25 protein-coding genes are annotated in these 26,192 nt (G+C 67.2%); 10 read left to right on the forward strand and 15 right to left on the reverse strand.

What is annotated here, in order from left to right; translation table 11 throughout:
* Positions 1–75: 75 nt before the first annotated feature.
* The 6 genes from EO141_RS07755 to efp are packed head-to-tail and all read right to left on the reverse strand — an operon-like array spanning position 76 to position 5,096.
* Positions 76–765, reverse strand: coding sequence for a phytoene/squalene synthase family protein (locus EO141_RS07755; protein WP_126947267.1), 690 nt, complete (start codon positions 763–765; stop codon positions 76–78).
* 28 nt (positions 766–793) lie between these two features.
* Positions 794–1,516 carry a phosphoglycolate phosphatase gene (locus tag EO141_RS07760; RefSeq protein ID WP_343135008.1) on the reverse strand — a complete coding sequence of 241 codons (723 nt, stop codon included), beginning with the start codon at positions 1,514–1,516 and terminating at the stop codon, positions 794–796.
* A 55-nt stretch (positions 1,517–1,571) separates the two neighbouring features.
* Positions 1,572–2,291: a bifunctional 2-polyprenyl-6-hydroxyphenol methylase/3-demethylubiquinol 3-O-methyltransferase UbiG gene (gene ubiG / locus EO141_RS07765; RefSeq protein WP_127168894.1), complete on the reverse strand. Its 720-nt coding sequence runs from the start codon at positions 2,289–2,291 to the stop codon at positions 1,572–1,574.
* Positions 2,292–2,320: 29 nt separating this feature from the next.
* A complete protein-coding gene (locus EO141_RS07770; RefSeq protein ID WP_164739113.1) occupies positions 2,321–3,658 on the reverse strand; it encodes a TRZ/ATZ family hydrolase in 1,338 nt (445 codons plus the stop codon).
* An 18-nt stretch (positions 3,659–3,676) separates the two neighbouring features.
* On the reverse strand, positions 3,677–4,525 hold the full coding sequence (locus EO141_RS07775) for a hypothetical protein (RefSeq protein ID WP_127168896.1): 849 nt from the start codon (positions 4,523–4,525) through the stop codon (positions 3,677–3,679).
* 4 nt (positions 4,526–4,529) lie between these two features.
* A complete protein-coding gene (gene efp, locus EO141_RS07780; protein WP_002802373.1) occupies positions 4,530–5,096 on the reverse strand; it encodes an elongation factor P in 567 nt (188 codons plus the stop codon).
* Positions 5,097–5,199: 103 nt separating this feature from the next.
* On the opposite strand from efp, the gene epmB reads away from it, so the two are divergent.
* Positions 5,200–6,228 carry an EF-P beta-lysylation protein EpmB gene (gene epmB, locus EO141_RS07785; RefSeq protein ID WP_127168897.1) on the forward strand — a complete coding sequence of 343 codons (1,029 nt, stop codon included), beginning with the start codon at positions 5,200–5,202 and terminating at the stop codon, positions 6,226–6,228.
* Between the two features lie 96 nt (positions 6,229–6,324).
* Here epmB and EO141_RS07790 read toward each other — a convergent pair whose 3' ends face one another.
* Genes EO141_RS07790 through EO141_RS07800 form a run of 3 tightly spaced genes read right to left on the reverse strand, consistent with a single transcriptional unit; the run spans position 6,325 to position 10,193 of the window.
* Entirely contained in the window at positions 6,325–8,442 is a 2,118-nt protein-coding gene (locus tag EO141_RS07790; RefSeq protein ID WP_127168898.1) for an EAL domain-containing protein, read from the reverse strand.
* Complete coding sequence (locus EO141_RS07795; protein ID WP_164739114.1) at positions 8,439–9,368, reverse strand: phosphate/phosphite/phosphonate ABC transporter substrate-binding protein; 930 nt, start codon at positions 9,366–9,368, stop codon at positions 8,439–8,441. Before EO141_RS07795 ends, EO141_RS07790 begins: the two co-directional genes overlap by 4 nt.
* A 51-nt stretch (positions 9,369–9,419) precedes the next feature.
* Positions 9,420–10,193 (reverse strand): RNA methyltransferase, encoded by a 774-nt coding sequence (locus tag EO141_RS07800; RefSeq protein WP_127168900.1) that lies wholly within the window; start codon positions 10,191–10,193, stop codon positions 9,420–9,422.
* Positions 10,194–10,309: 116 nt separating this feature from the next.
* On the opposite strand from EO141_RS07800, the gene EO141_RS07805 reads away from it, so the two are divergent.
* Positions 10,310–11,143 carry an inositol monophosphatase family protein gene (locus tag EO141_RS07805; protein WP_016905058.1) on the forward strand — a complete coding sequence of 278 codons (834 nt, stop codon included), beginning with the start codon at positions 10,310–10,312 and terminating at the stop codon, positions 11,141–11,143.
* 361 nt (positions 11,144–11,504) lie between these two features.
* Here EO141_RS07805 and EO141_RS07810 read toward each other — a convergent pair whose 3' ends face one another.
* A complete protein-coding gene (locus EO141_RS07810) occupies positions 11,505–12,116 on the reverse strand; it encodes a superoxide dismutase (RefSeq protein ID WP_104582195.1) in 612 nt (203 codons plus the stop codon).
* Between the two features lie 259 nt (positions 12,117–12,375).
* Here EO141_RS07810 and EO141_RS07815 point away from each other — a divergent pair, with 259 nt between their 5' ends.
* Together EO141_RS07815 and EO141_RS07820 are read left to right on the forward strand one after the other, a co-directional pair.
* Positions 12,376–12,825, forward strand: coding sequence for a ribonuclease (locus EO141_RS07815; RefSeq protein WP_127168901.1), 450 nt, complete (start codon positions 12,376–12,378; stop codon positions 12,823–12,825).
* Positions 12,822–13,247 (forward strand): barstar family protein, encoded by a 426-nt coding sequence (locus EO141_RS07820; RefSeq protein WP_119131439.1) that lies wholly within the window; start codon positions 12,822–12,824, stop codon positions 13,245–13,247. The genes EO141_RS07815 and EO141_RS07820 overlap by 4 nt, the downstream gene beginning before the upstream one ends.
* Before the next feature lie 205 nt (positions 13,248–13,452).
* On the opposite strand, the gene EO141_RS07825 is transcribed toward EO141_RS07820, so the two are convergent.
* Positions 13,453–15,345 carry an ATP-binding cassette domain-containing protein gene (locus tag EO141_RS07825; RefSeq protein WP_104582192.1) on the reverse strand — a complete coding sequence of 631 codons (1,893 nt, stop codon included), beginning with the start codon at positions 15,343–15,345 and terminating at the stop codon, positions 13,453–13,455.
* Between the two features lie 101 nt (positions 15,346–15,446).
* On the opposite strand from EO141_RS07825, the gene dbpA reads away from it, so the two are divergent.
* Positions 15,447–16,823, forward strand: a complete 1,377-nt coding sequence (gene dbpA / locus EO141_RS07830) for an ATP-dependent RNA helicase DbpA (RefSeq protein WP_104649036.1) — start codon at positions 15,447–15,449, stop codon at positions 16,821–16,823.
* A gap of 180 nt (positions 16,824–17,003) precedes the next feature.
* On the opposite strand, the gene EO141_RS07835 is transcribed toward dbpA, so the two are convergent.
* Both EO141_RS07835 and EO141_RS07840 read right to left on the reverse strand, forming a co-directional pair.
* Positions 17,004–17,564 carry an adenine phosphoribosyltransferase gene (locus tag EO141_RS07835; protein ID WP_104582190.1) on the reverse strand — a complete coding sequence of 187 codons (561 nt, stop codon included), beginning with the start codon at positions 17,562–17,564 and terminating at the stop codon, positions 17,004–17,006.
* Positions 17,565–17,658: 94 nt separating this feature from the next.
* On the reverse strand, positions 17,659–19,215 hold the full coding sequence (locus EO141_RS07840) for a YdiU family protein (RefSeq protein WP_127168902.1): 1,557 nt from the start codon (positions 19,213–19,215) through the stop codon (positions 17,659–17,661).
* A gap of 169 nt (positions 19,216–19,384) precedes the next feature.
* Here EO141_RS07840 and EO141_RS07845 point away from each other — a divergent pair, with 169 nt between their 5' ends.
* The gene (locus EO141_RS07845; RefSeq protein WP_127168903.1) at positions 19,385–20,260 is read left to right on the forward strand and encodes an alpha/beta hydrolase; all 876 of its coding nucleotides are present in this window, start codon (positions 19,385–19,387) and stop codon (positions 20,258–20,260) included.
* A 118-nt stretch (positions 20,261–20,378) separates the two neighbouring features.
* Here the strand turns inward: EO141_RS07845 and EO141_RS07850 are convergent, their stop codons facing one another.
* Positions 20,379–21,077, reverse strand: a complete 699-nt coding sequence (locus EO141_RS07850; RefSeq protein ID WP_115676885.1) for a glutathione S-transferase — start codon at positions 21,075–21,077, stop codon at positions 20,379–20,381.
* Positions 21,078–21,248: 171 nt separating this feature from the next.
* Entirely contained in the window at positions 21,249–21,458 is a 210-nt protein-coding gene (locus EO141_RS07855; RefSeq protein WP_006451993.1) for a cold-shock protein, read from the reverse strand.
* Between the two features lie 267 nt (positions 21,459–21,725).
* Between EO141_RS07855 and EO141_RS07860 the strand changes: the two genes are divergently transcribed.
* From EO141_RS07860 to EO141_RS07875, 4 genes are all read left to right on the forward strand, one after another.
* Positions 21,726–22,205, forward strand: a complete 480-nt coding sequence (locus EO141_RS07860) for a YaiI/YqxD family protein (RefSeq protein ID WP_127168904.1) — start codon at positions 21,726–21,728, stop codon at positions 22,203–22,205.
* A gap of 62 nt (positions 22,206–22,267) precedes the next feature.
* Positions 22,268–22,816 carry a YaeQ family protein gene (locus EO141_RS07865; RefSeq protein ID WP_104582185.1) on the forward strand — a complete coding sequence of 183 codons (549 nt, stop codon included), beginning with the start codon at positions 22,268–22,270 and terminating at the stop codon, positions 22,814–22,816.
* The gene (locus tag EO141_RS07870; RefSeq protein WP_115676883.1) at positions 22,813–23,994 is read left to right on the forward strand and encodes an NAD(P)/FAD-dependent oxidoreductase; all 1,182 of its coding nucleotides are present in this window, start codon (positions 22,813–22,815) and stop codon (positions 23,992–23,994) included. The genes EO141_RS07865 and EO141_RS07870 overlap by 4 nt, the downstream gene beginning before the upstream one ends.
* A gap of 117 nt (positions 23,995–24,111) precedes the next feature.
* The gene (locus tag EO141_RS07875) at positions 24,112–26,181 is read left to right on the forward strand and encodes an EAL domain-containing protein (RefSeq protein ID WP_126945445.1); all 2,070 of its coding nucleotides are present in this window, start codon (positions 24,112–24,114) and stop codon (positions 26,179–26,181) included.
* Positions 26,182–26,192 lie beyond the last annotated feature (11 nt).

The raw sequence follows: 26,192 nt of genomic DNA on the forward strand, positions 1-26,192 counted from the left end.
GTTGTCGTTTCCTGCGATTGCGGCACCTTCGCCACGTCGTTGGTCGTGCTCTGACGGAACCGCAGATCCGCGCGCTCAGTCCGCGCCGCTGGCAGCACGCCAGCTATGCCACAGCTGCTGCACCGGCGGTGGATACGCTGCCTTGCCGGCAAGCTCGCGCTGCAGGCGCAAGCGGGCCAGCCGCGACCACACCCGATGCGGGCGCGCCAACGCCGCTTTGCGCGGCCAGGCGCGCAGCAACTGCGTGCGCCATGCAGCGAGCGTCATGTCACCGGGCGCGGCGCTGTCGCCGGCCACCCGCTGGCGGGCGTCCAGCCATTGCAGCGCCACCGCAGCGGCATCGCCAGGCTGGGTGCGCGCAAATAGCGCGGCTTCCACGGCGACCACGGCCTCGGCGAAGGCCCGCAATCTCGCCAACGCCTGCTGCAGCGATTGCGGCTGCGCACGCGCGTCCTGCATTGCCGGCAGGGTGTCGGCCAGTTGCGCCCATGGCGCAGGCACCGGCTCCAGCACACGCCCGAGCGGATGGCGCGAGCGCTGCTGCGACCAATCGCGCAGCTCCTGCTGCCACCATGCCAGCTTGGCGTCGGCCGGCAACGGGTCGCCGGCGATGTTCATGATGTCTTCCCATTCCTGCAGCAGCGCAAACCAGGCCGCCGTGAGGCGTCGCTGCGGCTCGGGAATGAATGGCTCGGCAACCGACCACTCCGGCCAGCGGGTGCGCCACTTGTCGAGAAAACTGTCGAGAGCGCTGGATTGGCTCATGGCGGGTCCAGAAGAAAACGAAAGAGGATCAGATCTGCGGCCACGCCACGGCGTCCCACAGTGCCTGCGGCTGCGCCACGAGCACGTCGGCCTGCCAGCGCGATGGCTCGTCGTCGTGCAGCCGATAGCCCCACAACACCGCCACCGACGGCATCGCCGCTGCGCGCGCGGCCAGAATGTCGCGCTCGTCGTCGCCGACGTAGACGCACTGCGCCGGCGCAACGCCGATGCGCTCGGCCGCTGTCAGCAAGGGCAACGGGTGCGGCTTGCGCTCGGCCAGCGTATCGCCGCCGATCAGCACCGCGCAGCGCCGCTCCCACCCCAGCTGCGGCAGGATCAGCCGGGCCAGATATTCGGGCTTGTTGGTGACCACGCCCCAGATGCAACCGGCGCGCTCCAGCCGCAGCAGCAGTTCGTCGACACCGTCGAACAGCTGCGACTGCGTGCCGATCAAGCCTTCGTAACGACGCAGGAATTCCGGCACCAGCGCATCGCGCTCGACCGCATCGCGTTCGGCAAACGCCACTGCCAGCATCGCGCGCGCGCCCTTGGACACCGCCGGACGCAACTGCGCCAACGCCATCGGCGCGCGCCCACGTTCCTCCAGCATCGCATTGACGGTCGCCAGCATGTCCGGCGCACTATCCAGCAAGGTGCCATCCAGATCGAACAACACCGCACGCGGAAACCTCATCGCCCCGCCGCTCTGCGCTTGCCTGCCGTCATCGGTAACCTGCGATTCGGCCGACATCAAACACGCACGTGCCGTTGCGAATGCCGAATCTCCACTGCCCAATTCCCGCTCGTCACGGCTTCACCGCATAGGCCAGGTAATTGACCTCGGTGCGCGACGACAGGCGCGCGCGATTGCGCCACGGCTCGTACAGCATGCCGCTGACGTCTGCCAGCTGCAGCTCGGCGCTGCGCAACCAGGCCGCAAGTTCTGCCGGCTTGATGAAATCCTTGTAGTGATGCGTGCCCCTGGGCAGCAGCCGTGCGATGTATTCGGCGCCGACCACCGCCAGCGCGAACGCGGCCGGGGTGCGATTGAGCGTGGACAGGAACAGCTTGCCGCCGGGCTTGAGCAGGCTGGCGCAGGCGCGGATGATCGCGGTCGGGTCCGGCACGTGCTCGAGCATCTCCATGCAGGTTACCGCATCGAAACTGCCCGGCTGTTCGGCGGCCAGGTCTTCCACCGACTGCACGCGGTAATCCACCTGCACGCCCGATTCCAGGCTGTGCAGGCGTGCCACCTTGACCAGCTCCGGCGCCAGATCGATCGCCGTGACCTGCGCGCCCAGGCGCACCATCGACTCGCTGAGCAGGCCGCCGCCGCAGCCGACATCGAGCACGCGCGCACCGGCCAGGCCCAGCCGTGCGGACACATAGTCCAGGCGCACCGGATTGAGCGCATGCAGCGGCTTCTGCGGGCCGTCGGCATCCCACCAGCGGTTGGCCAATGCTGCGAACTTGTCCAGTTCGCTCTGATGGAAGTTGCTGGACGTGGATTGGGTATTCGGATTCATGCGGAGCTCCGTGATGGGATGACGCGCGCTCAGGCGCGGACGGTGCGGATGCGCTCGCGCCACTGCCGCGCATTGGCGACCAGGGCAGCGGCATCCATGTCGATGAGCTCGCGCTGCACCAGCTTGGGCTTGCCGGCGATCCACACATCGGTAACCTGGTGACGGCCGGCGGCGTAGATCAGTTGCGACAGCACATGATGCAGCGGCTGGGTCTCCAGTGCAGACAAGTCGACGCAGACCAGATCGGCCTGCTTGCCGATTTCGATCGAGCCGATCCTGTCGCCGAAGCCCAACGCACGCGCGCCGCCCAGCGTGGCCGCGCGCAGCGTGGTGGCCGCATCCAATGCGGTCGCATCGTTGGCCACTGCCTTGGCCAGGATCGCCGCGGTACGGTTCTCGCTGAACATGTCCAGGTCGTTGTTGCTGGCGCAGCCGTCGGTGCCGATGGCCAGATTCACGCCGGCACGTTGCAGCGCGCAGGCCGGGCAAAAGCCCGAGGCAAGCTTGAGGTTGGACTCCGGGCAGTGCACCACGCTGACACCGCGCTCGGCGCACAGATGGATTTCCGCGTCGGTGAGCTGGGTCATGTGGACGGCGATCAGGCGGTCGTTGACCAGCCCCAGGCGGTCCAGGCGTGCCAGCGGCCGCTGCCCGTACTGCGCCATCGAATCGGCCACTTCCTGCGCGGTTTCGTGCGTATGCAGATGCACCGGCAGATCCAGCTGGTCGGCCAGCATGCGCACGCGTTCGAAGTTGGCGTCGTTGACCGTGTACGGCGCATGCGGCGCGAACGCGGTGCTGATCAGCGGATCGTCGCGCCACTGGTCGTGCAGCTCGCCGGCCCGTGCGAAGTATTCGTCGTCCGACGATGCCCAGGCGGTGGGGAAATCGATGATCACCGCGCCGACCAGCGCGCGGAAGCCGTGCTGCTTGTAGACGGCCGCCTGCACATCGGCGAAGAAGTAGTTTTCGTTGACGCAGGTGGTCCCGCCACGCAGCATTTCGGCGATCGCCAGCGTGGTGCCGTCGGCCACGAATTCCGGCCCGATCACCGCCGCCTCCACCGGCCAGATGTGCTGCTGCAGCCACACCATCAGCGGCAGATCGTCGGCCACGCCGCGCAGCAGCGTCATCGGGTTGTGGGTATGCGCGTTGACCAGGCCCGGGATCAAGGCTGCCTCCGGACGCGAGACGGTCCGGGTCGGCGCAAATCGCAGGCGCGCCTCGGCGGTCGGCAGGATCGCCACGATGACGCCGTTGTGCACCGCCACCGCGTGATCGTCGAGCACCACCGCGTGCGGCTCGATCGGCACTACGTAACCGGCTTCGATCAACAGGTCGCACACTTCGGGAGGGGCATTGGTCATGAGCGGATCCATAAAAGGTTAGTTGTCGAACGGCCAGCGGGAATCGCCATCGGCCACAGGCACATAGCGCTGGCCGTTGTAGTGCAGCACCTGGCGCACGCGACGGGTGCGTTCGGTATCGGTGTCGCTGCCAGCGGCGCTCTCCACGGTAGACACGTTGGCTGTCAGCACGATGTCCGCATAGCCGGCATGTCCCTGCGGCGCCATGCTCACGCTCAGATTGGCGACGTCGGTGATCACATCGCCCTTCCCCAGACTGCACGGCTTGCCTCTCACACGTCGCCATGCATAGAGATCGCGCTGCAGCACCGGGCGCAGGCTGCGCCCCTCGCGCACCAGCAGGGTCAACGCCTGATTGCTGTAAAAATCCGGGCAGCTGGGCCCGCGCGCAGCACTCCGCACCACCACGCCGATCGCGCGCACGCCCTTGGCCAGGTCGTAACGCGCGGTATCCAGCCGCAGGCTGTCGGCAGCGAGTTCGAAGGCGGCGTCCTCGCCCATTGCCTGCGCGTAGAACGCCAGCACCTTACCGCTGGCGGCATCGAGCATGGCCACGCGCAACTCAAGGTCGCGCTCGCCAGGCACGGCCTCCGCGTCGCCAGCAAATGCGAGTGCCGCCAGCCGGATCGCCGGGTCGTTCGGCCACGGCTTGCAGGCCTGGGCCACCAGACGGTCGACCGGCAGCGTGGCGGCAGCGCCGCCCACGACGCCGGACGTTGCAATGGCCGCAACGGCAGCCACGTCACCGGCGTCGCAGGTTGCGGCCGCCGATTGCGCCAACGCCGGGCACGCAAGCAGCGCAGCCCACAGCCCCAACCCGACACTGGCACCGCGTACCGCTAGCTCAGGCCAGTGTCCCGGACGCATCGTCTTACTTGACGCGCGCCGAATATTCGCCCGAACGGGTGTCGACCTTGATGATCTCGTCCTGGTTGACGAACAACGGCACGCGTACCACTGCGCCGGTTTCCAGCGTGGCCGGCTTGCCGCCGCCGCCGGAGGTGTCGCCGCGCACGCCCGGGTCGGTCTCGGTGATCTTGAGCTCGACGAAGTTCGGCGGCTGCACCCAGATCGGCGCACCGTTCCACAGCGTCACGATGCAATCTTCCTCGCCCTTGAGCCACTTGTCGGCGCCGCCCATGCCGGCCTTGTCGGTCTGCACCTGCTCGAAGGTTTCCGGGTCCATGAAGTGCCAGTACTCGCCATCGCTGTACAGGTAACGCATGTCGGTATCGACCACGTCGGCCACTTCCACGTCGTCGGTCGCCTTCATGGTCATTTCGACCACGCGGCCGGACTTGATGAAGCGGTACTTCATGCGGGTGAAGGCCTGGCCCTTGCCCGGCTTGACGTATTCGGTCTCGGTGATGACCGCCGGCTCGTTGTTGACCAGGATCTTCATGCCGTTCTTGACGTCGTTCATGCCAACAGTGGCCATGGTGCAGCTCCTCGATAAGACCACGACCTGCCACAGGCCGTGGCAGGTCGGATTAGAATGGGGCGCCCGCCGCAACCGGCGGGCATTGGTTTTGTGACCGCATATGATACCCGCAGCCCCCCTCGCCTTGCAGCCATCTCCGCCTCCCACCCTGCAGCCGCCACGCTGGCAGCAGCAGTGGCGCGACGCCGTGCGCGACCCGCGCGCGCTGCTGGCGCTGCTGGGCCTGGACGCGCAGGCGGCCGGGATCAGCGACGCAGCCGCCGCCCAGTTCCCGCTGCGGGTGCCGCAGGCATTCGTGGCGCGCATGCGCCGTGGCGACCGGCACGACCCGCTGCTGCGCCAGGTGCTGCCGCTGGACGATGAAATGCGGCTGGTGCCGGGCTTTGGCCTGGATGCGGTCGGCGATGGTGCCGCCAAGATCGCGGACGGCGTGATCCAGAAATACCGCGGACGCGCCTTGCTGATCGCCACCGGCAGCTGCGCGGTGCACTGCCGCTACTGCTTCCGCCGCCACTTCCCGTATGCCGAGGAAACCGCCGCGCGCGACGGATGGCGCGACGCGGTCGCCGCGATCGCGGCCGACCCCGGCATCGACGAAGTGCTGCTGTCCGGCGGCGACCCGCTGTCGCTGGCCACCGGCAAGCTGGCCGAACTCACCGACGCGCTGGGCGCCATCGGGCATGTCAAACGCCTGCGCATCCACAGCCGGCTGCCGATCGTGCTGCCCGAGCGCGTCGATGCGCCGCTGCTGGCCTGGCTGCGCAGCCTGCCCTGGCCGGTGGCCTTCGTGGTGCATGCCAACCATGCCAACGAATTCGACAGCGCGGTGGACGCCGCCATGCGCGCCCTGCGCGAGGCCGGTGCGCAGCTGCTCAATCAGGCCGTGCTGCTGCGCGGCGTCAACGACAGCGTGGACGCGCTGGCGGCCCTGAGCGAACGCAGCTTCGCCGCCGGCGTGCTGCCGTATTACCTGCACCAGCTCGACCGGGTTGCCGGCGTGGCGCATTTCGAAGTGGACGATGCCCGCGCGCGCGCCTTGCACACCGAGCTGGCCGCGCGCCTGTCCGGCTATCTGGTGCCGCGCCTGGTGCGCGAAATCCCCGGCGATACCGGCAAGCGGCCGCTGTAACCAAGGGCGCCACACACGGGACCCGTAGGAGCGCACCCGGGCGCGACGAAGCATTACCGATAACGCCCGTCGCGCCCAGGTGCGCTCCTACGCCGATCAGCCGGCCGCGATCAGCTTGACCAGATCGGCCGGGCTCAGCGGGCGGCTGAACCAGTAGCCCTGGCCCAGGTCGCAGCCGCGCTCGCGCAGCAGGTTGAACTGCGCTTCCTGCTCGATGCCCTCGGCCACCACCGTGATGCCCAGCGAATGCGCCATGCCGATGATGGCCGTGGTCAGCGCCAGATCGTCCGGGTCGCGCTGCAGGTCGGCGATGAAGCTCTTGTCGATCTTGACCCCATCCACCGGCACCTGGCGCAGGTGGCTCAGGCCGGAGAAACCGGTACCGAAGTCATCCAGCCAGACCTTTACGCCGGTGCGGTGCAACTGATCGAGCAGGCTGGCGGCCATCATTTCGTCGCCGATCACCGCCGTTTCGGTCAGCTCCAGATGCAGCCGCGCAGCCGGCAAGCCGGACTCGGCCAGGCACTCGGCCACCGTGTCGATCAGGTCGCCACTGCGCAGCTGACGCGGCGAGACGTTGACCGAGATGAACAGGCCATCGCCCACCACCGGCCATTGCGCCGCTTCCAGGCAGGCCGCGCGCAGCACCTTGGGGCCGATCACCTCGATCAGGCCGCTCTGCTCGGCGATATCGATGAAGGTGGACGGCGCAATCGTGCCCAGCGCCGGGTGCTGCCAGCGCAACAGCACTTCCACCCCCACCAGCACACGGTCGCTGGTGCGGTAGATCGGCTGATAGACCAGCCGCAACTCATCGCGATCCCAGGCCCCGCGCAGCTCGTGCTCCATGTGCACACGCCGCTCCACCGCATGATCGGCGGCGCGGCTGTAGAAACGATGGCAGTTCTTGCCGGCGACCTTGGCCTGATACATCGCAATGTCGCCGTTCTTCAACAACCCAGTGGCATTGCTGGCATCGTCCGGGAACAGCGTGATGCCGATCGAGGTACCCAGGAACACCTCCCGGCCCTGCACGTTCAATGGGCGGCTCAACTCGTGCACCAGCCGGTCGGCGAGCTGGGCGGCGAGCAGGCTGACATCGCCGTTCTGCAGCAGGATCACGAATTCATCGCCACCGAAGCGCGCCAGGATCGCATCGTCGCCGCCCAATGCGCCGACCGCGCGGCTGATGCGGCTGGCGAACTGCAGCAAGGCCTCGTCGCCGGCCTCGTGGCCCAGCGTGTCGTTGACGCGTTTGAAGTCGTCGATATCGGCAAACAGCAGCGCCAGCTTGCTGTCGGTACTGCGGGCGGTGTTGAGCAGATGATCCAGGCCTTCGCGAAATCCCAGCCGGTTGGTCAGGCCGGTCAGCGCATCGGTGTAAGCCATGTGGCGCACCTCGCGATCGTGCCGGGCGATGCTCTCGCTCATGCGGCCGAAGGCGGAGATCAGCTCGCCGATCTCGTCGTTGCGCGGATGCGGCGGCAGCTGCACCGCATAGTCGCCACGCTCGATCTGGCGCGCGGCCGCGGCCAGCAACCGCACCGGCGCCACCAGGGTGCGCTGCACATAGATGGCCAACAGCACACCCAGCGCGACCAACGCGGCCAGCAGCACCAGCAGCCAGCCCAGATCGCGCTTGCCGATCGCGTTGAGGTTCTGCACCAGGGTCAGGTTGGCGCCGGATTCGATCCTGCGCACCCGCTCAAGCGACATGCCCACGCGGACGCCGCCGATACGCTGGTCGCCGATCTTGATCGGCACGGTCACGTCCAGCACCTCCGGCGAGGACTGCAACACCATGGCGCGCGCCGTCACCGCCTTGAAGGCGAGCGGGTCGGTCATGGCCTGACCGTAATGCTGCAGGTTGGGCGAGCCGTCGTGCACCAGCCGGCCGCGTCGGTCGAACACCAGCACGTAGCTCACCACCTGCTGCCGCGCGGCATTGCGCACCAGGGCCCCCACTGCGCCCAGGTCCGAGTAGTACAGCGGATTGGCCAGACCGTTCGCCAGCTCGGTGGCCAGGGTCTCGCCGCGCGTGCGCAGGCTGCGATCGAACAGCTCGTGCAGGATCTGCGCACTGAGCCCGCGCACCTCGCGCTGCATCGCGCTCTGGCGCTGCAGCAGCGACGCCAGGATGGCACCGACCAGCAACAGCGTCAGTGCCATCACCAAGAGAAAGCGTGCCTGCAGCCCGAAGCGCATCTGAGTCATTCCACGTGATCCCTGACACGTCGCAACCCGGCGCTCAGCGCATCCAGGCGCCGGCGGCTGGCCTCATCCAGCGGGTGGAAGGCGGTGGTGCCGAAAAAGCGCTTCAAGGCCGGCCCGGCCTTCGGATCGGAGGCCGCCTGCAGCAGCACCACGCGCAGCCGCCGCTCCACCGCCGGGTCCATGCCGGTGCGCACCATCTCCACCGCGCGCGGTACCGGCGCACTGCGATGCACGATGCGGAAGTCGCGCTTGAATACCGGTGGCAGGTGGCGCTCGTCGTCCCAGTCGGCATTGCTGAAAGCACCCGCATCGATCAGGTGCTGATGCACGAACGCGGCGATATTCAATTTCGACCCGACCATCAGATAACCCACCGAGCCCGGCACCCGGCTGTCGTCCGGCGACAGCAGCACATCGCAGGCGATGCCATTGCGCACCAGCTCCAGCATCGGCAGCAGATAGCCGCTGGTGGAGGAGGCGTTCTGCAATGCCAGGGTGTGGCCGCGCAATTGCTTGAGCGACTGGATCGAACTGTCGCGGCGGACGAAGAACACCGTGTGGAACTCGCGCAGGCCATCGCGCTCGGTCATCACCAGCGGGTGCGCACTGCCGCGCTGTTCCAGCAGCATCGCCGCACCGGTGGTCTCGCTGACCCAGTCGACCCGGCCACGCCGCAGGTAACTGGACATCTGCCGCGCATCCGGCGCCATCAGGATTTCGCCACGGCGGATACCCACCTCGCGCATGCGCGGCACCACGTAATCCAGCAAGGGCTTGAGTTGCGCGTAATGCGTGGCGGGATCGTCGCTGATCCGTCCAAGCACCAAGACCGGGGAAGGCGCCGCCGTCGCCGTCGCGGCCAGGCCTGCCCCCGCCAACAGCCCGCAGGCAATCAGACACCATCGTAGACCGCGCAAAACGGACACTCCCCTAGAGCCGCCGACAGCCTAGCCGAATCTTTCGAGATGTGACAGACGTCAGCTTCCGGCGCGCTTTGCCAGCATGGCCATGCGCTGCGCATCGGACAGAATACCGCGCAGCAACCGCACCTCCTGCTCGCTCATGTCCGCGCGCAGCAGCAGCCGCCGCAGCTTGCGCATCGCCGACTCCGGCGCGCGCCCCTTGTGGAAGTCGATCTCGTCCAGGGTGTCGCCCAACTGGCCGAACATGCCCTCCAGTTGCGCATGGCTGGCCGGGCCGTCGCGCAGCGCGCCGCCCGTTGCAGCCGCTGCCGGGGCCGGCTCTGCGTCGCCCGCCGCCAGCTGCGCCAGCCGGACTTCGTACGCGACCACCTGTACCGCCGCCGCCAGGTTGAGTGAGCTGAACGCCGGGTCGGAGGGGATATGCAGCGCCGCGTGGCAGAGCTGCAGCTCGTCGTTGGTCAGGCCGGTACGCTCGCGGCCGAACACGATCGCCACCTCGGCCGGTTCGCTGGCCTTGGACCAGGCGCGGCGCGCGCCTGCGTCCGGTGGCAGCTCTTCCAGCGCGACCCGGCGCGCACGCGCGGTGCAGCCGATCACCAGGGTGCAATCGGCCACCGCCTCGGCCAGGGTGGCGAAGATCGGCGCCTCGCCGAGCACGTCCTCGGCGCCGGCCGAACGCCGATAGGCGTCTTCGTCGAGCGCACGCTCCGGCGCCACCAGCACCAGGCGCGACACGCCCATCGTCTTCATCGCACGCGCGGCGGCGCCGATGTTGCCTGGGTGCTGGGTGCCGACAAGAACAAAACGGATGCGCTGGCTGACGGACATGAACGGAGATTAGGGAGCGATTCGGCCGTAGATGGTAAACTGCGCGGCCGGCTTTGGTGCCGGACCGCTCTTTTACCTTCGCCATTTTCGATTCTGCCTTCACGGGAGCTTTAACCATGCAGAAACCCGCCGTCACCGTCATGGTCAAAGCCGCCCGCCTCGCCGGCAATGTGCTGTTGCGCGGCATCAACAAGCTCGATGCGCTGAATGTGGTGCAGAAAGGCCGCATGGACTACGCCAGCGAAGTCGATGCCGATGCCGAGAAGGTCATCATCAAGGAACTCAAGCGCGGCTACCCCGAGTACGCCGTGTTCGGCGAGGAAGGCGGCGTGCAAGGCGGCAAGAGTGGCCGCTACACCTGGGTCATCGACCCGCTGGATGGCACCAGCAACTACCTGCGCGGCTTCCCGCATTACTGCGTGTCCATCGCGCTGGTGGAAAATGGCGAGCCGACCGATGCGGTGATCTTCGACCCGTTGCGCAACGAGCTGTTCACCGCCAGCCGCGGCGCCGGCGCAGTGCTCAACGACCGTCGCATCCGCATTGCCGAACGCAAGGACCTGGAAGGCGCCATGGTCCACACCGGCTTTCCGCCGCGCGAGCGCGCACGCATCAGTGCGCAGCTGAAGTGCGTCGATGCGCTGCTGGTGCAGGCCGAAGACGTGCGTCGTACCGGTTCTGCCGCACTGGACCTGGCCTATGTGGCCTGTGGCCGCGCCGATGCGTATTTCGAAGCCGGCGTCAAAGCCTGGGACATCGCGGCCGGCGTGCTGCTGGTGCGCGAAGCCGGTGGCCGCGTCTGCGACTACAAGGGCGCCACCCCGCCGCGGATGGACAACATGGGTCCGGAAACGCAGCAGATCGTGGCCGGCAACATCAAGATCAGCGACGCCCTGCAGAAGGTCATCGTCAACACCGGCTACGCCCGCGAGTTCGACGCCAAGTTCTGATCTCTGCCTGAGAGCCGAGCTCCAATCGCCGCCGACAACGTAGGAGCGCGCCCGAGCGCGACGGGCTTTCCCGGTAAAGCCTCTCGCGACCAGGGTCGCTCCTACAACAGCGTGCAGCAAAACACAGAAGGCCGGGATCGCTCCCGGCCTTGTACGTTCCAGCTCAACCCCAACCAATGGCGCCGCACGATGTAGGAGCGCGCCCGAGCGCGAGGGGCTTTCCCGGTAAAGCCTCTCGCGACCAGGGTCGCTCCTACATCACAGCGTGCAGCAGAATGCACAAGGCCGGGATCGCTCCCGGCCTTGTACGTTGGATGTCACTGGTAGAGCGCTACACAGGATTCAGCGCTCAAGCAGGACGTCAGGCGATCGCAGCGTGGTAGCGGCGCTCGACTTCTTCCCAGTTCACCGCGTTGTAGAACGCGCCGATGTATTCCGGGCGGCGGTTCTGGTACTTCAGGTAGTACGCGTGTTCCCACACGTCCAGACCCAGGATCGGAGTGTTGCCTTCGAACAGCGGGCTGTCCTGGTTGGCGGTGCTCTCCACCACCAGCTTCTTGTCCGGGGTCACGCTCAACCAGGCCCAGCCCGAGCCGAAACGGCTGACGGCGGCCTTGGTGAAGGCTTCCTTGAACTTCTCGAAACCACCGAGGTCCTTGTCGATCGCCTTGGCGACCTCGCCCTTGGGCTCACCACCGCCATTGGGCGACAGCACGGTCCAGAACAGCGAATGGTTGGCGTGGCCGCCACCGTTGTTGCGCACCGGCCCCTGCAGGTTTTCCGGCAGGCTCTTCAGCTTGGACACCAGCTCTTCCACCGGCAGATCGGCGTACTCAGTCCCTTCCAGCGCCGCGTTGACGTTGTTGATATAGGTCTGATGATGCTTGGTGTGATGGATTTCCATCGTCTGCGCATCGATGTTGGGTTCCAGCGCGTCGTAGGCGTAGGGCAACTGCGGAAGGGTGTAAGCCATGGGTGTCTCCTGGACGTGCCGCCCGGCGAAGACCGGGCGTTGCGGGGTAGATGGTAAGGACGGCGGCGGCGCTTACCAAGGGTGGTGGCAGGGAAACTTCATCCCATCGCATGCCGCGTCGTGTTCGCTGCACACCTTGCACCATGCCCCGGTTACTTGGGCGTGAACCGGACCGGCGCAGCTATGCATTCAAAGTCGACACAGTCGGGCAACGGCATACTTGCCCTGCCTTCCATACCGTCGCTTCCGGAACGTTTTCATGCGCAAGCCCGCTTTGCTGATCGTCGCCATCGTGCTGCTCGTGGCCGGGTTGTGGGGCATGCGTGCGCTGCAGACGCCCAAGCCGCACTTCGCGCCGCAGCTGAGCGCGCCGATCGCCGCGGCGGTACCGGCCGAACGGCCATCCCTGCAGCACGAGTTGCCGGGGTTCCTGCCGACCGAAGCGATGGCCACGATCGTGCTGATCCAGCGCGGCGGCCCGTTCCCGCATCCGCAAGACGGCAGCGTCTTCGGCAATCATGAGCAGCACCTGCCCGCGCGCCCACGCGGCTACTACCACGAATACACCGTGGAAACGCCAGGCAGCCCCGATCGCGGCGCGCGGCGCATCGTCACCGGCGGTACGCCGCCGCAGGCGTGGTATTACAGCGACGATCATTACCAGAGTTTCAAATCGTTCCAGGGCCCGGCCCCGGAGCGCACGCCATGAGCGCAGGCGACTTCGCGCTGGATCTGTCCGACCCGCAGCAATCGGGCGTCTACCAAGCCGACACCGACGATCTGGACACCATGGCCGCGCTCGCCCGCGATGCCGGCCTGCACATCCTGCGCGTGGACCTGGCCGGTTGCAGCGACAAGCACAGGTTGCTGATGCGCCTGGCCACCCAACTGGACTTCCCGGCCAGCTTCGGCCGCAACTGGGACGCGCTCTCCGATGCCTTGCGCGACCTGGCGTGGCTGCCGGCAGCGCAGGGCTATGCGCTGCTGATCGACGGCGCCGACGCACTCGCGCGCACTGCGCCGAACGACCGCGACACCTTGCTGGATATTCTCGACCAGGCCGCTACCGCCTGGGCCACGCGCGGGCACACGTTCGCGGCGTTCGTGGCACCTGCCAGTGCCTGCGACTAGGCGCGGTCTGCAAGACCAGCCTGCGATCACGGAACAGGCCAAGACCGACACTGCGCGGGCGATCGGTGAGTGGCGGCGGGCATCTATCTCGCGTTTTACCTGACGCGCGGCCCCAACGCCTGCCACCGCGTCATGGATCTGTGGTGCCAGCTATCGGCACCGCACCTCCACAGGGCCGGCATGCAGTCGCGCGCCGGCCCGATCGTCAACCATCCAGTTCGCTCCAGCGCGCGAACGCCGCATCCAGCTGCGCCTGCGCGGCGCCCAATGCGGCGGTGTGCGCGGCCATCGCCGCACTGTCGCGCTGATAGAAGGCCGGGTCGTTCATGGCCTCGGTCAGTGCCGTGACCTGCTGCTCCAGGGTTTCGATCAACGCCGGCAACTGCTCCAGCTCACGCGCGTCCTTGTAGCTGAGCTTGCGCTTGGGCGCGGCATCGGCCGGCACCACAGCCGCCGCCGGCGTGGTCGCCGCCGCCGTTGCCGATGCCTTGGCAACCGCCATCGCGTTGGGTGCAGGGGTGCGACGCTGACGCAACGAATCGCTGTACCCGCCGACGTAATCGCCGATCAGGCCCTCGCCTTCCATCACCAAGGTGGAGGTCACCACGTTGTCGAGGAAGTCGCGGTCGTGGCTGACCAGCAACAAGGTGCCGGTGTACTCGCCGAGCAGCTCTTCCAGCAGTTCCAGCGTTTCCACGTCCAGATCGTTGGTCGGTTCGTCCATCACCAGCAGGTTGGACGGCTGCGCGAACAGGCGTGCCAGCAGCAGCCGATTGCGCTCGCCACCGGACAGCCGGGTGATCGGCGCACGGGCGCGCTCGGGCGTGAACAAAAAGTCCTGCAGATACGCATGTACATGCTTGCGCTTGCCGTTGATCTCGATGAAATCGCGGCCTTCGGCCACGTTCTCGATCGCGCTCCAGTCCTCGCGCAGCGTGGAACGGTATTGGTCGAAGTAGGCGATCTGCAGATTGGTGCCGATGCGGATCTCGCCGTGCTGCGCCTGCAGATCGCCCAGCAACAGCTTGAGCAAGGTGGTCTTGCCGCTGCCGTTGGGACCGATCAGACCGATGCGGTCGCCACGCTGGATGATGGTCGAAAAATCCTTGACCATCGTGCGCGCACCGAATGCGAAGCCGACCTCCTTGGCCTCGATCACCTTCTTGCCGGAGGACTCGCCCTGCGAGACTTCCATGCGCACGTTGCCGGTCAGGTCGCGGCGTTGCACACGCTCGTTGCGCATCGATTCCAGACGCCGCACGCGGCCTTCGTCGCGGGTGCGCCGCGCCTTGATGCCCTGGCGGATCCAGATCTCTTCCTGCGCCAGCATCTTGTCGAAGCGCGCATTTTCCTGCGCCTGCGCATTGAGCCGCTCTTCGCGGCGGCGCTCGTAATTGGCCCAGTCGCCCGGCCAGCTGGTGACCTGGCCACGATCGATCTCGACGATGCGGGTGGCCAGCGCACGCAGGAAGCGCCGGTCATGGGTGACGAACAACACGCTGCCGTTCCAGTTCTTCAGGAACGACTCCAGCCAGTCGATGGCTTCGATGTCCAGGTGGTTGGTCGGCTCGTCCAGCAGCAGCACATCCGGCGAGGACACCAGCGAGCGCGCCAGCAGCACGCGCCGCTTCATGCCGCCGGACAGCCGCGCAAACTCCGCATCGCCGTCCAGTTCCAGCTTGGTCAGCGTTTCGCTGACGCGCTGATCCAGCGCCCAGCCTTCGGCTGCATCGATCTTGGCCTGCACCTTGCCGAACGCATCGGCATCGAACACCTCGGCATGGCTGAGCTGATGGAACTCGGCCAGCCAATGACCCAGCTCGCCCAGGCCGTCGGCCACCACGTCGAACACGCTGCCGCCGGTGCCCTGCGGCACTTCCTGCTCCAGCCGCGCGATGCGCACGCCCTGTTGCACGCGCACTTCGCCGTCGTCGGGCTTGAGCTCGCCGGCAATCAGTTTCATCAAGGTCGATTTGCCGGCGCCGTTACGGCCGATCAGGGCGATACGCTCGCCCGGCTCGATCGTGAGGTCGGTTTTTTCCAGCAACAAGGGGCCGCCGACGCTGTAGTCGACGCTTTGCAGAGTGATTAAGGGCATGCGCTGATTGTACGGGAATCGGGAATGGTGAATCGGGAATGGAAAAAGCCTCGCCGTTGCGATTCCCCATTCCCCACTCCCGATTCCCGCTAAAATGCGCCATGAACGAATTCTCCGCGCTGCCGCTGTCGCCGGCCCTGGCCCCCGGCATCGACGCCCTTGGCTACACCGTCCTCACTCCCATCCAGGCGCAGAGCCTGCCGCCGATCCTGCAGGGGCTGGACGTCATCGCCCAGGCGCCGACCGGCAGCGGCAAGACCGCCGCCTTCGGGCTGGGCCTGCTGCAAAAGCTCGATCCGGCAGTGACCCGTGCGCAGGCGCTGGTGCTCTGCCCCACCCGCGAACTGGCCGACCAGGTCGGCAAGCAGCTGCGCAAGCTGGCCACCGGCATCCCCAACATGAAGCTGGTGGTGCTCACCGGCGGCATGCCGCTGGGCCCGCAACTGGCCTCGCTGGAAGCGCATGACCCGCAAGTGGTGGTCGGCACGCCCGGCCGCATCCAGGAACTGGCCCGAAAGCGCGCCCTGCATCTGGGCGGCGTGCGCACGCTGGTGCTGGACGAGGCCGACCGCATGCTCGACATGGGCTTCGAGGAACCCATCCGCGAGATCGCCAGCCGCTGCGACAAGCACCGCCAGAGCCTGCTGTTCTCGGCCACCTTCCCGGACATCATCCGCACGCTGGCGCGCGAGATCCTGAAGGACCCGATCGAAATCACCGTCGAAGGCGCCGACAACGCGCCGGAAATCGACCAGCAGTTCTTCGAGGTCGACCCGACCTACCGGCAGAAGGCCGTCGCCGGCCTGCTGCTGCGCTTCAATCCCGAATCCAGCGTGGTGTTCTGCAATACCCGCAAGGAAGTGGACGAAGTGGCCGGCTCGCTGCAGGAGTTCGGCTTTTCCGCGCTCGCGCTGCATGGCGACATGGAACAGCGCGACCGTGACGAAGTGCTGGTGCGCTTCGTCAACCGCAGCTGCAACGTGCTGGTGGCCAGCGACGTGGCCGCACGCGGGCTGGACGTGGAAGACCTGTCGGCCGTGGTCAACTACGAGCTGCCCACCGATACCGAGACCTACCGCCACCGCATTGGCCGTACCGCACGCGCCGGCAAGCGCGGGTTGGCGCTCAGCCTGGTGGCCTCGCGCGAGACCGGCCGCGCGCAGGCGCTGGAAGCCGAACAAGGCCAGCCGCTGACCTGGTCGCGCGCACCGCTGGCCACCGCCCGCCCCGCGCAGCTGCCGCAGGCGGCCATGACCACGCTGCGCATCGATGGCGGCAAGACCGACAAGCTGCGTGCCGGCGACATCCTCGGCGCACTGACCGGCGAAGCCGGGCTCTCGGGCGCGGCGATCGGCAAGATCGCGATCTACCCCACGCGCTCCTATGTCGCCATCGCCCGCGCGCACGTCGCCAAGGCACTGGCTCATCTGCATGCGGGCAAGATCAAGGGCCGCCGGTTCCGGGTCAGCAAGCTGTAACCAAGCTGCGGCAGAGATCCTGCCGACCAATCGATCGCGCGGCGGCGACAGCACCCGCCGCGGGATCCACAGGGATGCGCACGCTGGCACACATGGGCGATCTGCACACGGCGGCACGACCGTTGCGCCGGTTTGCAGGCCGTCAGAGCAGCGAGACGCGCAGTCGGAAAGAGGCCTGGATCAATAGCTCAGCGTGGCCAGCAGCGGTACATCGTTGGCCCACTTCTCGCGGCCCTGCAGCGCCAGCAGCTCGACCAGCACCGCCGCGCCGACCACTTCCAGTTCCAGCTGTGCGGCCAGACCCAAGGCCGCGCGCAGCGTACCGCCGGTGGCCAGCACGTCGTCGACGATCAAGACACGGGCACCGCGCGGCAACGCATCCTCGTGCATCTCGATGCGATCGGTACCGTATTCCAGCGCATATTCCTGGATCAGCGTCCGCCCGGGCAGCTTGCCGGGCTTGCGTACCGGCACGAAGCCGGTGCGCAGTTCGCGCGCCAGGGCTGCTCCCAGGATGAAACCGCGCGCTTCGATGCCCAGCACCGCATCCAGCGGCGTGGTGCGCCAGGGCTGCGCCATTTCGTCCAGCGCGGAAGCGAAATCCGGGCCGTCGGACAGCAGCGGCGTGATGTCCTTGAAGACGATGCCCGGCTTGGGAAAATCGGCGATGTCGCGGATGCGCTCGGACCATTGATTGGGTCCGGAAGAATGGGTGCCGGCGCAGCGGGTGCAGTCAGTCATGGTGGCAGTGGCATCAGGGCCGGTGGGGACGCCCCTATTCTAGGCTGCGCGGCCTGACGACGCTGGGTTTACGACATACCTGCATCTGAGCGCGTCAGGAACTGCACGACAGCATCGAGCAACCGGCGCGGTCGCGCGCCCAGTCCGGCCGCCGCGCGGCAAACGCGTCGCGGCCCGGCTGGTAGTCGTAGGGCCGGCGCATGACCTCCAGCAATTCCTGCACGCCGGATGGATCGCCCTGCTCGGCCAAGTCGATCGCCTGCTGCGCCAGATAATTGCGCAGCACGTAACGCGGGTTGGCCAGGCGCATGCGTTCGCGCCGCGCATCCGGCGACAGCGTGTCCTGCTGCAGCCGCTCGGCGTAGCGCTGCAGCCATTCCTGCAGCTGCGCGGCATGCGCGAGGCGCTTGTCCTGGTCGTAGAACGCCTCGTGCAATGGATCCGGATCAGGATTTTCCTGCGCGAACGCGATCAGGCCGCGGAATGTCAGCGTCATGTCCATCTCGGCGTCGAGCATCAGCGCGCGCAGCGCATCGATCAACTGCAGATCCTCGTCGCGGCAGTCGGCCAGGCCCAGTTTGGCAGCGGTGTCGTGGCGGTCGCAGGCCAGGTAGGTATCGCGGAAGCGGTCCAGGCCCTGCTGCAACCGCGCCTGGTCGGCAAACAGCGGCGCCAGCGCCTGCGCCAGGCGCCCCAGGTTCCAATAGGCGACCTGAGGCTGGGTGCCGAAGCGGTAGCGACGCCCCTGCGCGTCGGTGGTGTTTGGCGTCCAGTCCGGGTCGTAGTCGTCGACCCAGCCATAGGGGCCGTAATCGATGGTCAATCCCAGGATCGACATGTTGTCGGTATTCATCACCCCGTGCACGAAGCCCACCCGCATCCAGTGCGCCACCATCACCGCAGTGCGCTCGCAGACCTGCGCGAACCATGCCGCGTACAACGCCTCACCGGCACCTTCCAGCTGCGGGAAATCGCGCGCGATGGTGAAATCCACCCATTGCCGCAGCAGCGCAAGATCGCCGCGCGCACCGGGCAACTCGAAATTGCCGAAGCGGATGAACGAGGGCGCCACCCGGCACACGATCGCGCCCGGTTCGCGCTGCGGCCGGCCGTCGTAGAACATGTCGCGCACCACCGCATCGCCGGTGGTGACCAGACTCAGCGCGCGTGTGGTCGGCACACCCAGATGATGCATCGCTTCGCTGCACAGGAATTCGCGAATCGACGAGCGCAGCACCGCCCGGCCATCGGCCCCGCGCGAGTAGGGCGTCGGGCCGGCGCCCTTGAGCTGCAGCTCGTAGCGGCCGCCATCGACCCCGATCGCCTCGCCCAGCGAGATCGCCCGGCCATCGCCCAGCTGGCCGGCCCAATGCCCGAACTGGTGGCCGCCATAATTGACCGCCCATGGCTGCATGCCCGGATACACCGCATTGCCGGCAAACACCTCGGCAAAGCGCGCACTGCCGATCTCCGCGGCGTCCAGCCCCAGCCGTTGCGCGACATCTGCCGAATACGCCAACAGGCGCGGCGCGGCGACCGGTGTCGGCGCCACCGCCGACCATGCGGCGCGCACTTCGCGGCGGCGTGGACCTTGTTCCGGATCACCAGGCAGCTGCTGGCGCAGGCGGTTGTCAAATTGCAGGGTCGTCATGGCTGCCAGCGTAGGCCAACGACAATGAACTTCGCATGGGCAACCACGCATCCGGCTTTGCGCACGTACCGTATCTTCGATCAGCTGGCCGCCAGCAAGCGGACTCGTCCTGCACATGCTGGCGACAACCACAGCGTTATTCCTCCCTGCCCTTCGACAGACATCGCCCATGCCTTCGCGCGCTTATCGCTGGTTTCGCCCCGCCCTCCTGTTGCTCGGTTCGCTGACGCTGACCGCCTGCAGCAGCGTGTTCTTCGGTGGCATCAACGCCGCATCCAGCCGCGACGGCATCGTCGAGCATCGCGACCAGGTGTTCGATGCGGCGCATGATCTGGCACTGGACGTCTACCAGCCGCGTGGCGCGGTGGATGCACCGGTGGTGGTGTTCTTCTATGGCGGCACCTGGAAGCGCGGAACGCGCGCCAACTATCGCTGGGTCGGGCGTGCGCTCGCGCGCCAGGGCGTGGTGGCGATGGTGGCCGACTATCGCAAGTATCCGCAGGTGGGGCCGCAAGGCTTCATGTCCGATGCCGCCGCTGCCACCGGCTGGGGCTATCGGCATGCCCACGCCTATGGCGGCGACCCGACGCGCCTGGCGGTGATGGGCCACTCCGCCGGTGCGCATATGGCCGCGCTCCTGGGTACCGATGCGCGCTGGCTGCAGACGCAAGGCCTGCAGCCCCGCCAGCTGTGCGGGGTGGTGGGGCTGGCCGGGCCGTACGATTTCCTGCCCACCAGCGACCCGGAACTGGTGGAGATCTTCGGCGAGGCGCCGCAGACGCAACAGCAGTCGCAGCCGGTGCACTTCGTTGGCGGCGATGAACCGCCGATGCTGTTGCTGCACGGCGATGCCGACCACGTGGTCGAGCTGCAGAACAGCACCTCGCTGCAGCAGGCCCTGCAACGCACGGGGGGCACGGCCGAGTTGAAGATCTACCCGGGCATGGGCCATCTCGGCCTGGTGCTGGCACTGCGCAAATCACCCGAGCGCTCGCCGGTGCTGCGCGACACGTTGCAGTTCCTGCGGCAGTGTCGGGCGCCGTGATGGGGCGGTAACGGATTGGGGAGCCGGGAGTCGGGAGTCGCCAACCCTGGCAGGACACCGTCAAGGCACGGTGACCTGCAGCTTCTGTGGGCGCACGGTAGACACGGCGACCGCAATGTCACCCGGCCGGCTTGCGCCCCATCAGCGCGAACGGGCCGCCCTTCTTCAACGCGGCCTGATATGCCGGGCGCGCTTCGATGCGCGCGAGAAAGGCACGCAGCCGTGGATAGCTCTCCAGCCCGCCGCCGCGTGCAGCAGCCGCCTGCACCGGGAAACTCATCTGGATGTCGGCCGCAGTGAAACGCTCGCCGGCAAACCACTCGCGTGCCTGTAGCGACTGCTCCATCCAGTCCAGGTGCAGCTTGAGCTGCGGACCGACAAAGCCCGCCATCGCCTTGTCCACGATGGCGCGTGCGATCGGCTTGGCGAAGAACGGCATCGGCGCACTGCGAATGCGCCCGAAGATCAGGGTCATCAGCAACGGCGGCATCGCCGAGCCTTCGGCGTAATGCATCCAGTAGCGGAATTGCAGGCGCTCCGGCGACTCCAGCGGGCGCGGCGACGGCGACAAGGCGCACTCGGTGTCGTAGCGTTCGGTCAGGTACTCCAGGATCGCGCCGGACTCGGCCACGGTCAGATCGCCGTCGACGACGATGGGCGACTTGCCGAGCGGATGAATGGCGCGCAAGGCCGCCGGTGCCAGCATGGTCTTGGGATCGCGCTCATGCCGGACGATCTGGTACGGCAGCGCCAGTTCTTCCAGCAGCCACAGCACGCGCTGGGAACGGGAATTGTTGAGATGGTGGACAGTGATCATGGCAGGGACTGCGCGCGGAAAGCACCTATGCTACCGAGCCGCGTGTCGTCGCTGCGCTCACCTGCGCGGGTCGATCTGCCCGGCTCTAGCGCATCGATCAGATCGCGCCCAATAAAAAACGCCGGTCGCTTGCGCGACCGGCGTTTTGGCAACCTTACGGTTGCAGACGGATTAGACCGCCTGCACCTGGTCAGCCTGCATGCCCTTCTGGCCCTGCACGGCGACGAAGGTCACCTTCTGGCCTTCCTGCAGCGACTTGAAGCCGGTGCCCTGGATGGCACGGAAATGCACGAACAGGTCCGGGCCGCTTTCCGGGGTGATGAAGCCGAAGCCCTTGGCATCGTTGAACCACTTCACGGTACCGCTCTGACGATCTGACATTTACAAACTCCTGAACTATAGATGGATAAATCGCAGCGTCCGAAAAGCCGGAGCTGAGACTGAGTTGCAGGCGTTGGTAAAGCGGAACGATGAAGCGAGATCTGTAACGATCCGGCTGCATCAGGCCACGATTCACGGTGACCCTTGCAAACACAGTGCGTGCACAGTACTCGTGTTCCCAGCAAAAAGCGACACCCTGCGTCAAATTTTTTACTGTCAGGCCGGATCCGACCACCTGTCAGGCCCTTTCCCTCCCGATTTCAGCACATGAATACGCCTCCCCCGCCGTCCCGCCCGCAGATCTGGGTCGATGCCGACGCCTGCCCGGCAGTCATTCGCGACATTCTTTTCCGCGCTGCCGCACGGACCGGCGCGGCCGTGACACTGGTCGCCAATCATTTCCTGCAGACCCCTCGCCTGGCGCATGTGCGTGCGCTGCAGGTCCCCGGAGGGCCGGACGCGGCCGACGACCTCATTGCCGGACGGGTGGCTGCGGGCGACCTGGTCGTCACCCAGGACATCCCGCTGGCTGCCCGCGTCCTGCAGGCCGGCGCGGCCGCCGTCAGCCCGCGTGGCGAGCCGTTTACCAGCGACAGCATCAACGAGCGCCTGTCGGTACGCGGCTTTCTGGAGGAACTGCGCGGCGCCGGCGTCGTCACTGGCGGGCCTGCGGCCCTGCATCCGCGCGACCGTCAGGCATTTGCCGCCCAGCTGGACCGCTGGCTGGCCGAGGTGGCGCGCAGCTGAGCGCCGCACGCCGGGGTTGCAGCGGGGGCGTATCATGGGCGCCCTTTGCAACCGGCATCCTGATGGCCCTTACCGCCACCGTCCGCAGGGCGGAACTCCAGATCAGCGACATGGACCGTGGCTACTACGCCAACCATTCGTTGACCCTGGCCCAGCACCCCTCCGAAACCGACGAACGCCTGATGGTGCGGCTGCTGGCGTTCGCGCTGTTTGCCGACGACCGCCTGGAATTCGGCCGCGGCCTCAGCAACGAGGACGAACCCGACCTGTGGCGGCGCGACTACACCGGCGACCCGGACCTGTGGATCGACCTCGGCCAGCCGGACGAGAGCCGCGTGCGCAAGGCCTGCAACCGCTCGCGCGAGGTGGTGGTGATCGGCTACGGCGGCCAGGCCACCGAAACCTGGTGGAAGAAGCATGCCAACGCGCTGGGCCGGCACCGCAACCTGCGGGTGCTCGAACTGGAGTCGCAGGCCACCGAAGCGCTGGGCGCGCTGATCCAGCGCGGCATGCGCTTCGATGTGATCATCCAGGACGGCGAGGTGCAGATGCTGGCCGACCACGGCAGCGTCACCCTGACCCCGATGGTGCGGCAAGCTCCGGCCGAATGAGCACGCGTTGCGACGTGCTGGTCGTCGGCGCCGGCGCGGCCGGACTGATGAGCGCCTTCACCGCCGGCCGGCGCGGCCGCCAGGTGCTGGTGATCGACCATGCCAACAAGGTCGGCAAGAAGATCCTGATGTCCGGTGGCGGGCGCTGCAACTTCACCAACACCGGCACCACCCCGGGCAACTTCCTCTCGGCCAACCGCCACTTCTGCAAGTCCGCCCTCGCCCGCTACAGCCCGCTGGATTTCGTGGAGATGGTCGAGCGCCACGGCATCGCCTATCACGAGAAAGAGCTGGGCCAGCTGTTCTGCGACATCTCGTCCAAGCAGATCGTGCGCATGCTGCTGGACGAATGCGACGCGGCCGGCGTGCAGGTGCGTACCGACTGCAAGGTGCATTCGGTGCAGCGTGACAGCGATGGCTTCACCGTGGAGACCAGCCAGGGACGCGTGCAGGCGCAGTCGCTGATCGTGGCCACCGGCGGGCTGTCGATCCCGAGCATGGGCGCCAGTGGCTTCGGTTACGCGCTGGCCCAGCAGTTCGGCCACACGCTGTTGCCGACGCGCGCCGGGCTGGTGCCGCTGACCTTGAGCGGCAAGCACCAGGAGCGGCTGCAGGATCTGTCCGGGCTGGCGGTACCGGTCCAGGCGCAGTGCAACGGCGCCAGCTTCCGCAACTTCATGCTGATCACCCATCGCGGCGTCAGCGGCCCGGCCATCCTGCAGATCTCCTCGTACTGGCAACCCGGCGACGAGCTGCGCCTGGACCTGCTGCCGGGCCAGGACGCCGCCGCGTGGCTGCGCGAACAAAAACGCCAGCGGGGCGCCACCGAGCTGCGCAACGTGCTGGCCGACGTGCTGCCACGGCGGTTTGCCCAGCGCCTGTGCGAGGTGTGGTTGCCGGACAAGCCGGTCCGCCAGCTCGACCCGCCGCAGTTGCAGGCCGCCGCCGACCTGCTGGCCGCCTTTCCGCTGATCGCCAGTGGAACCGAAGGCTATCGCACCGCTGAAGTAACGCTGGGCGGTGTCGATACCCACCAGGTCTCCAGTGCGAGCATGGAGTCGCGCCTGGTGGCCGGCCTGTACTTCGTCGGCGAGGTGCTGGATGTGACCGGATGGCTGGGCGGCTACAACTTTCAGTGGGCATGGGCGTCCGGTCACGCCGCCGGGAGCGTAGCCTGATGCGACGTCCTCAGGCGGAAACGTGGCCTGAGTCTCACCCCGGCTGCGGCCTTGTCCACAGACATGGACGCAGTCGAGTTCCTTCGTATATTAAAGCCCGTCGCCAGGGAAACGCGCATGCAAAAAGGTAAAGATCTCACCCTCCGCTTGATGATGGTCGACGACAGCGTCGAAGGCGCAGAGGCGATCGTGACCGCGTTGCGCAACGGCGGCATCGCGGTGCGCCCATCGCGACCGCAGACCCCGGAAGAGCTCGCCAGCATGCTGTCGGGGCAGATCGACCTGGCCCTGTACGGGCAGGCGCTGCAGATCCCGATGACTGTGTTGCAGCAGCAGATCGCCGGCAGCGGCAAGGACATCCCGATCATCCTGCTGGCCGAGCGGATCGAGGAAGACGCGCTGGTCGAGGCCGCCGCGCATGGCATCCGCGCCATCGTGCTGCGTCATCGCCCCGAACACCTGCTGGCGCTGGTGCGCTCGGAATGGGCCGACCTGCAGGCACGCCGCGGGCTGCGCCGCATCGAGGCACAGATGCGCGAAACCGAACGGCGCTGCGATGCCTTGATCGCCTCCTCGCGCGACCCGATTGCCTATGTGCACGAAGGCATGCATATCCGTGCCAACGAGGCGTACCTGGACATGTTCGGCTTCGAGTCGTTCGACGATGTCGAGGGCGTGTCGCTGCTGGACATGATCGCCGCGCAGTACGTCGACGATTTCAAGCAGTTGCTCAAGGCGATGTCCAAGGGCGAGCCGCCGCCGGCGCAGTACAAGGTCGACGCGCGCCGGCTGGAAGGCGACACCTTCCCGGCGACGATGGAGTTCGCCACCGCCACGTATGAAGGCGAGCCGTGCATCCAGGTGGTGTTCCGCCGCCGCGAGGAATTCGACCCGGAGCTGGCGCGCGAGGTCGAGGACCTGCGTCAGCGCGACCAGGTCACCGGCCTGCTCAACCGCCCCGCCTTCATGGTGGCGCTGGAACAGGCGGTGGCGCGCGCCGGCCGCAGCGAAGGCCAGTCCGGCTTCCTGCTGATCGAGCCCGACCATTACGCGCGCCTGCTGCCCGAGATCGGCCTGGATTCGGCCGACGCGCTGATCGCCGCCCTGGCCGCGCATGTGGCCAGCGTGACCGATGACAGCGTGGTCGCCGCGCGTTTCGGCGAGCACAGCTTCGCGTTGCTGATGGACGGCAATTACGCGCGCACGCACGCATTGGCGGAACTGGTGCGCGACGCGTTCGCGCAGCACGTCTTCAGCATTGGCGCGCGCTCGGCCACGGTGACGGTGAGCATCGGCGGCGTGCAGATCGGCGAGAAGATCGCCAGCATCGGGCAGGTGCTCAACCGCGGTACCGAGGCGGTACGCACCACCGCCGAGCTGGGCGGCAATGCAGTCAGCATCTACGACCCGGCAGCGGCCGACCGGGCCGAAGAGGAACGCATCGAACGCTGGGTGCAACAGCTGCGCGAGGCACTGGCCGGCGACGGCTTCCTGCTGCATTACCAGCCGGTGCTCAACCTGCAGGGCGAGCCGCTGGAGCTGTATCAGGTCTTCCTGCGGCTGGAGCGCAACGGCGAGATGATGTCGCCAAACGCCTTCATGGCGATCGCCGAAGAACACGATCTGATCACCGAGATCGACCGCTGGGTGGTGGCGCGCGCGATCCGCCAGCTTGGCGAGCGGCAGCGTGCGGGACACGCCACGCACCTGCTGGTACGCATCGGGCCCAACTCGTTTTCCGATCCGCAGATGGTCGACATCATCCGCGAGCAGCTGGCCGTGTATGGCGTGCCGGGCGAACGGCTGTGGTTGCAGACGCCGGAATCGAAGGTGTTCACGCACCTGCGCAACGCCCAGCAGTTCCTGGCGGCGGTGTCGGCGATGGGCTGCAAGGTCGGGCTGGAACAGTTCGGCTCGGGCCTGGATTCGTTCCAGCTGCTGGCGCATTTCCAGCCGGCCTTCCTCAAGCTCGATCGCGGCATCACCGGCGAAGTGGCCTCGGCCCGCGAAAGCCAGGAAAAGATCCGCGAGATCACCTCGCGCGCGCAGCCGGCCGGCATCCTCACCGTGGCCGAGTTCGTGGCCGATGCGCAGTCGATGAGCAGCTTCTTCAGCGCGGGGGTGGACTATGTGCAAGGCGATTTCGTCGCACCGACCGGGCCGTTGATGAACTACGAGTTCGGCTGAGGCCTGCAGCC

The sequence above is a fragment of the Xanthomonas sp. BRIP62415 genome (assembly GCF_003993515.1).
Classification (GTDB): domain Bacteria; phylum Pseudomonadota; class Gammaproteobacteria; order Xanthomonadales; family Xanthomonadaceae; genus Xanthomonas; species Xanthomonas euroxanthea.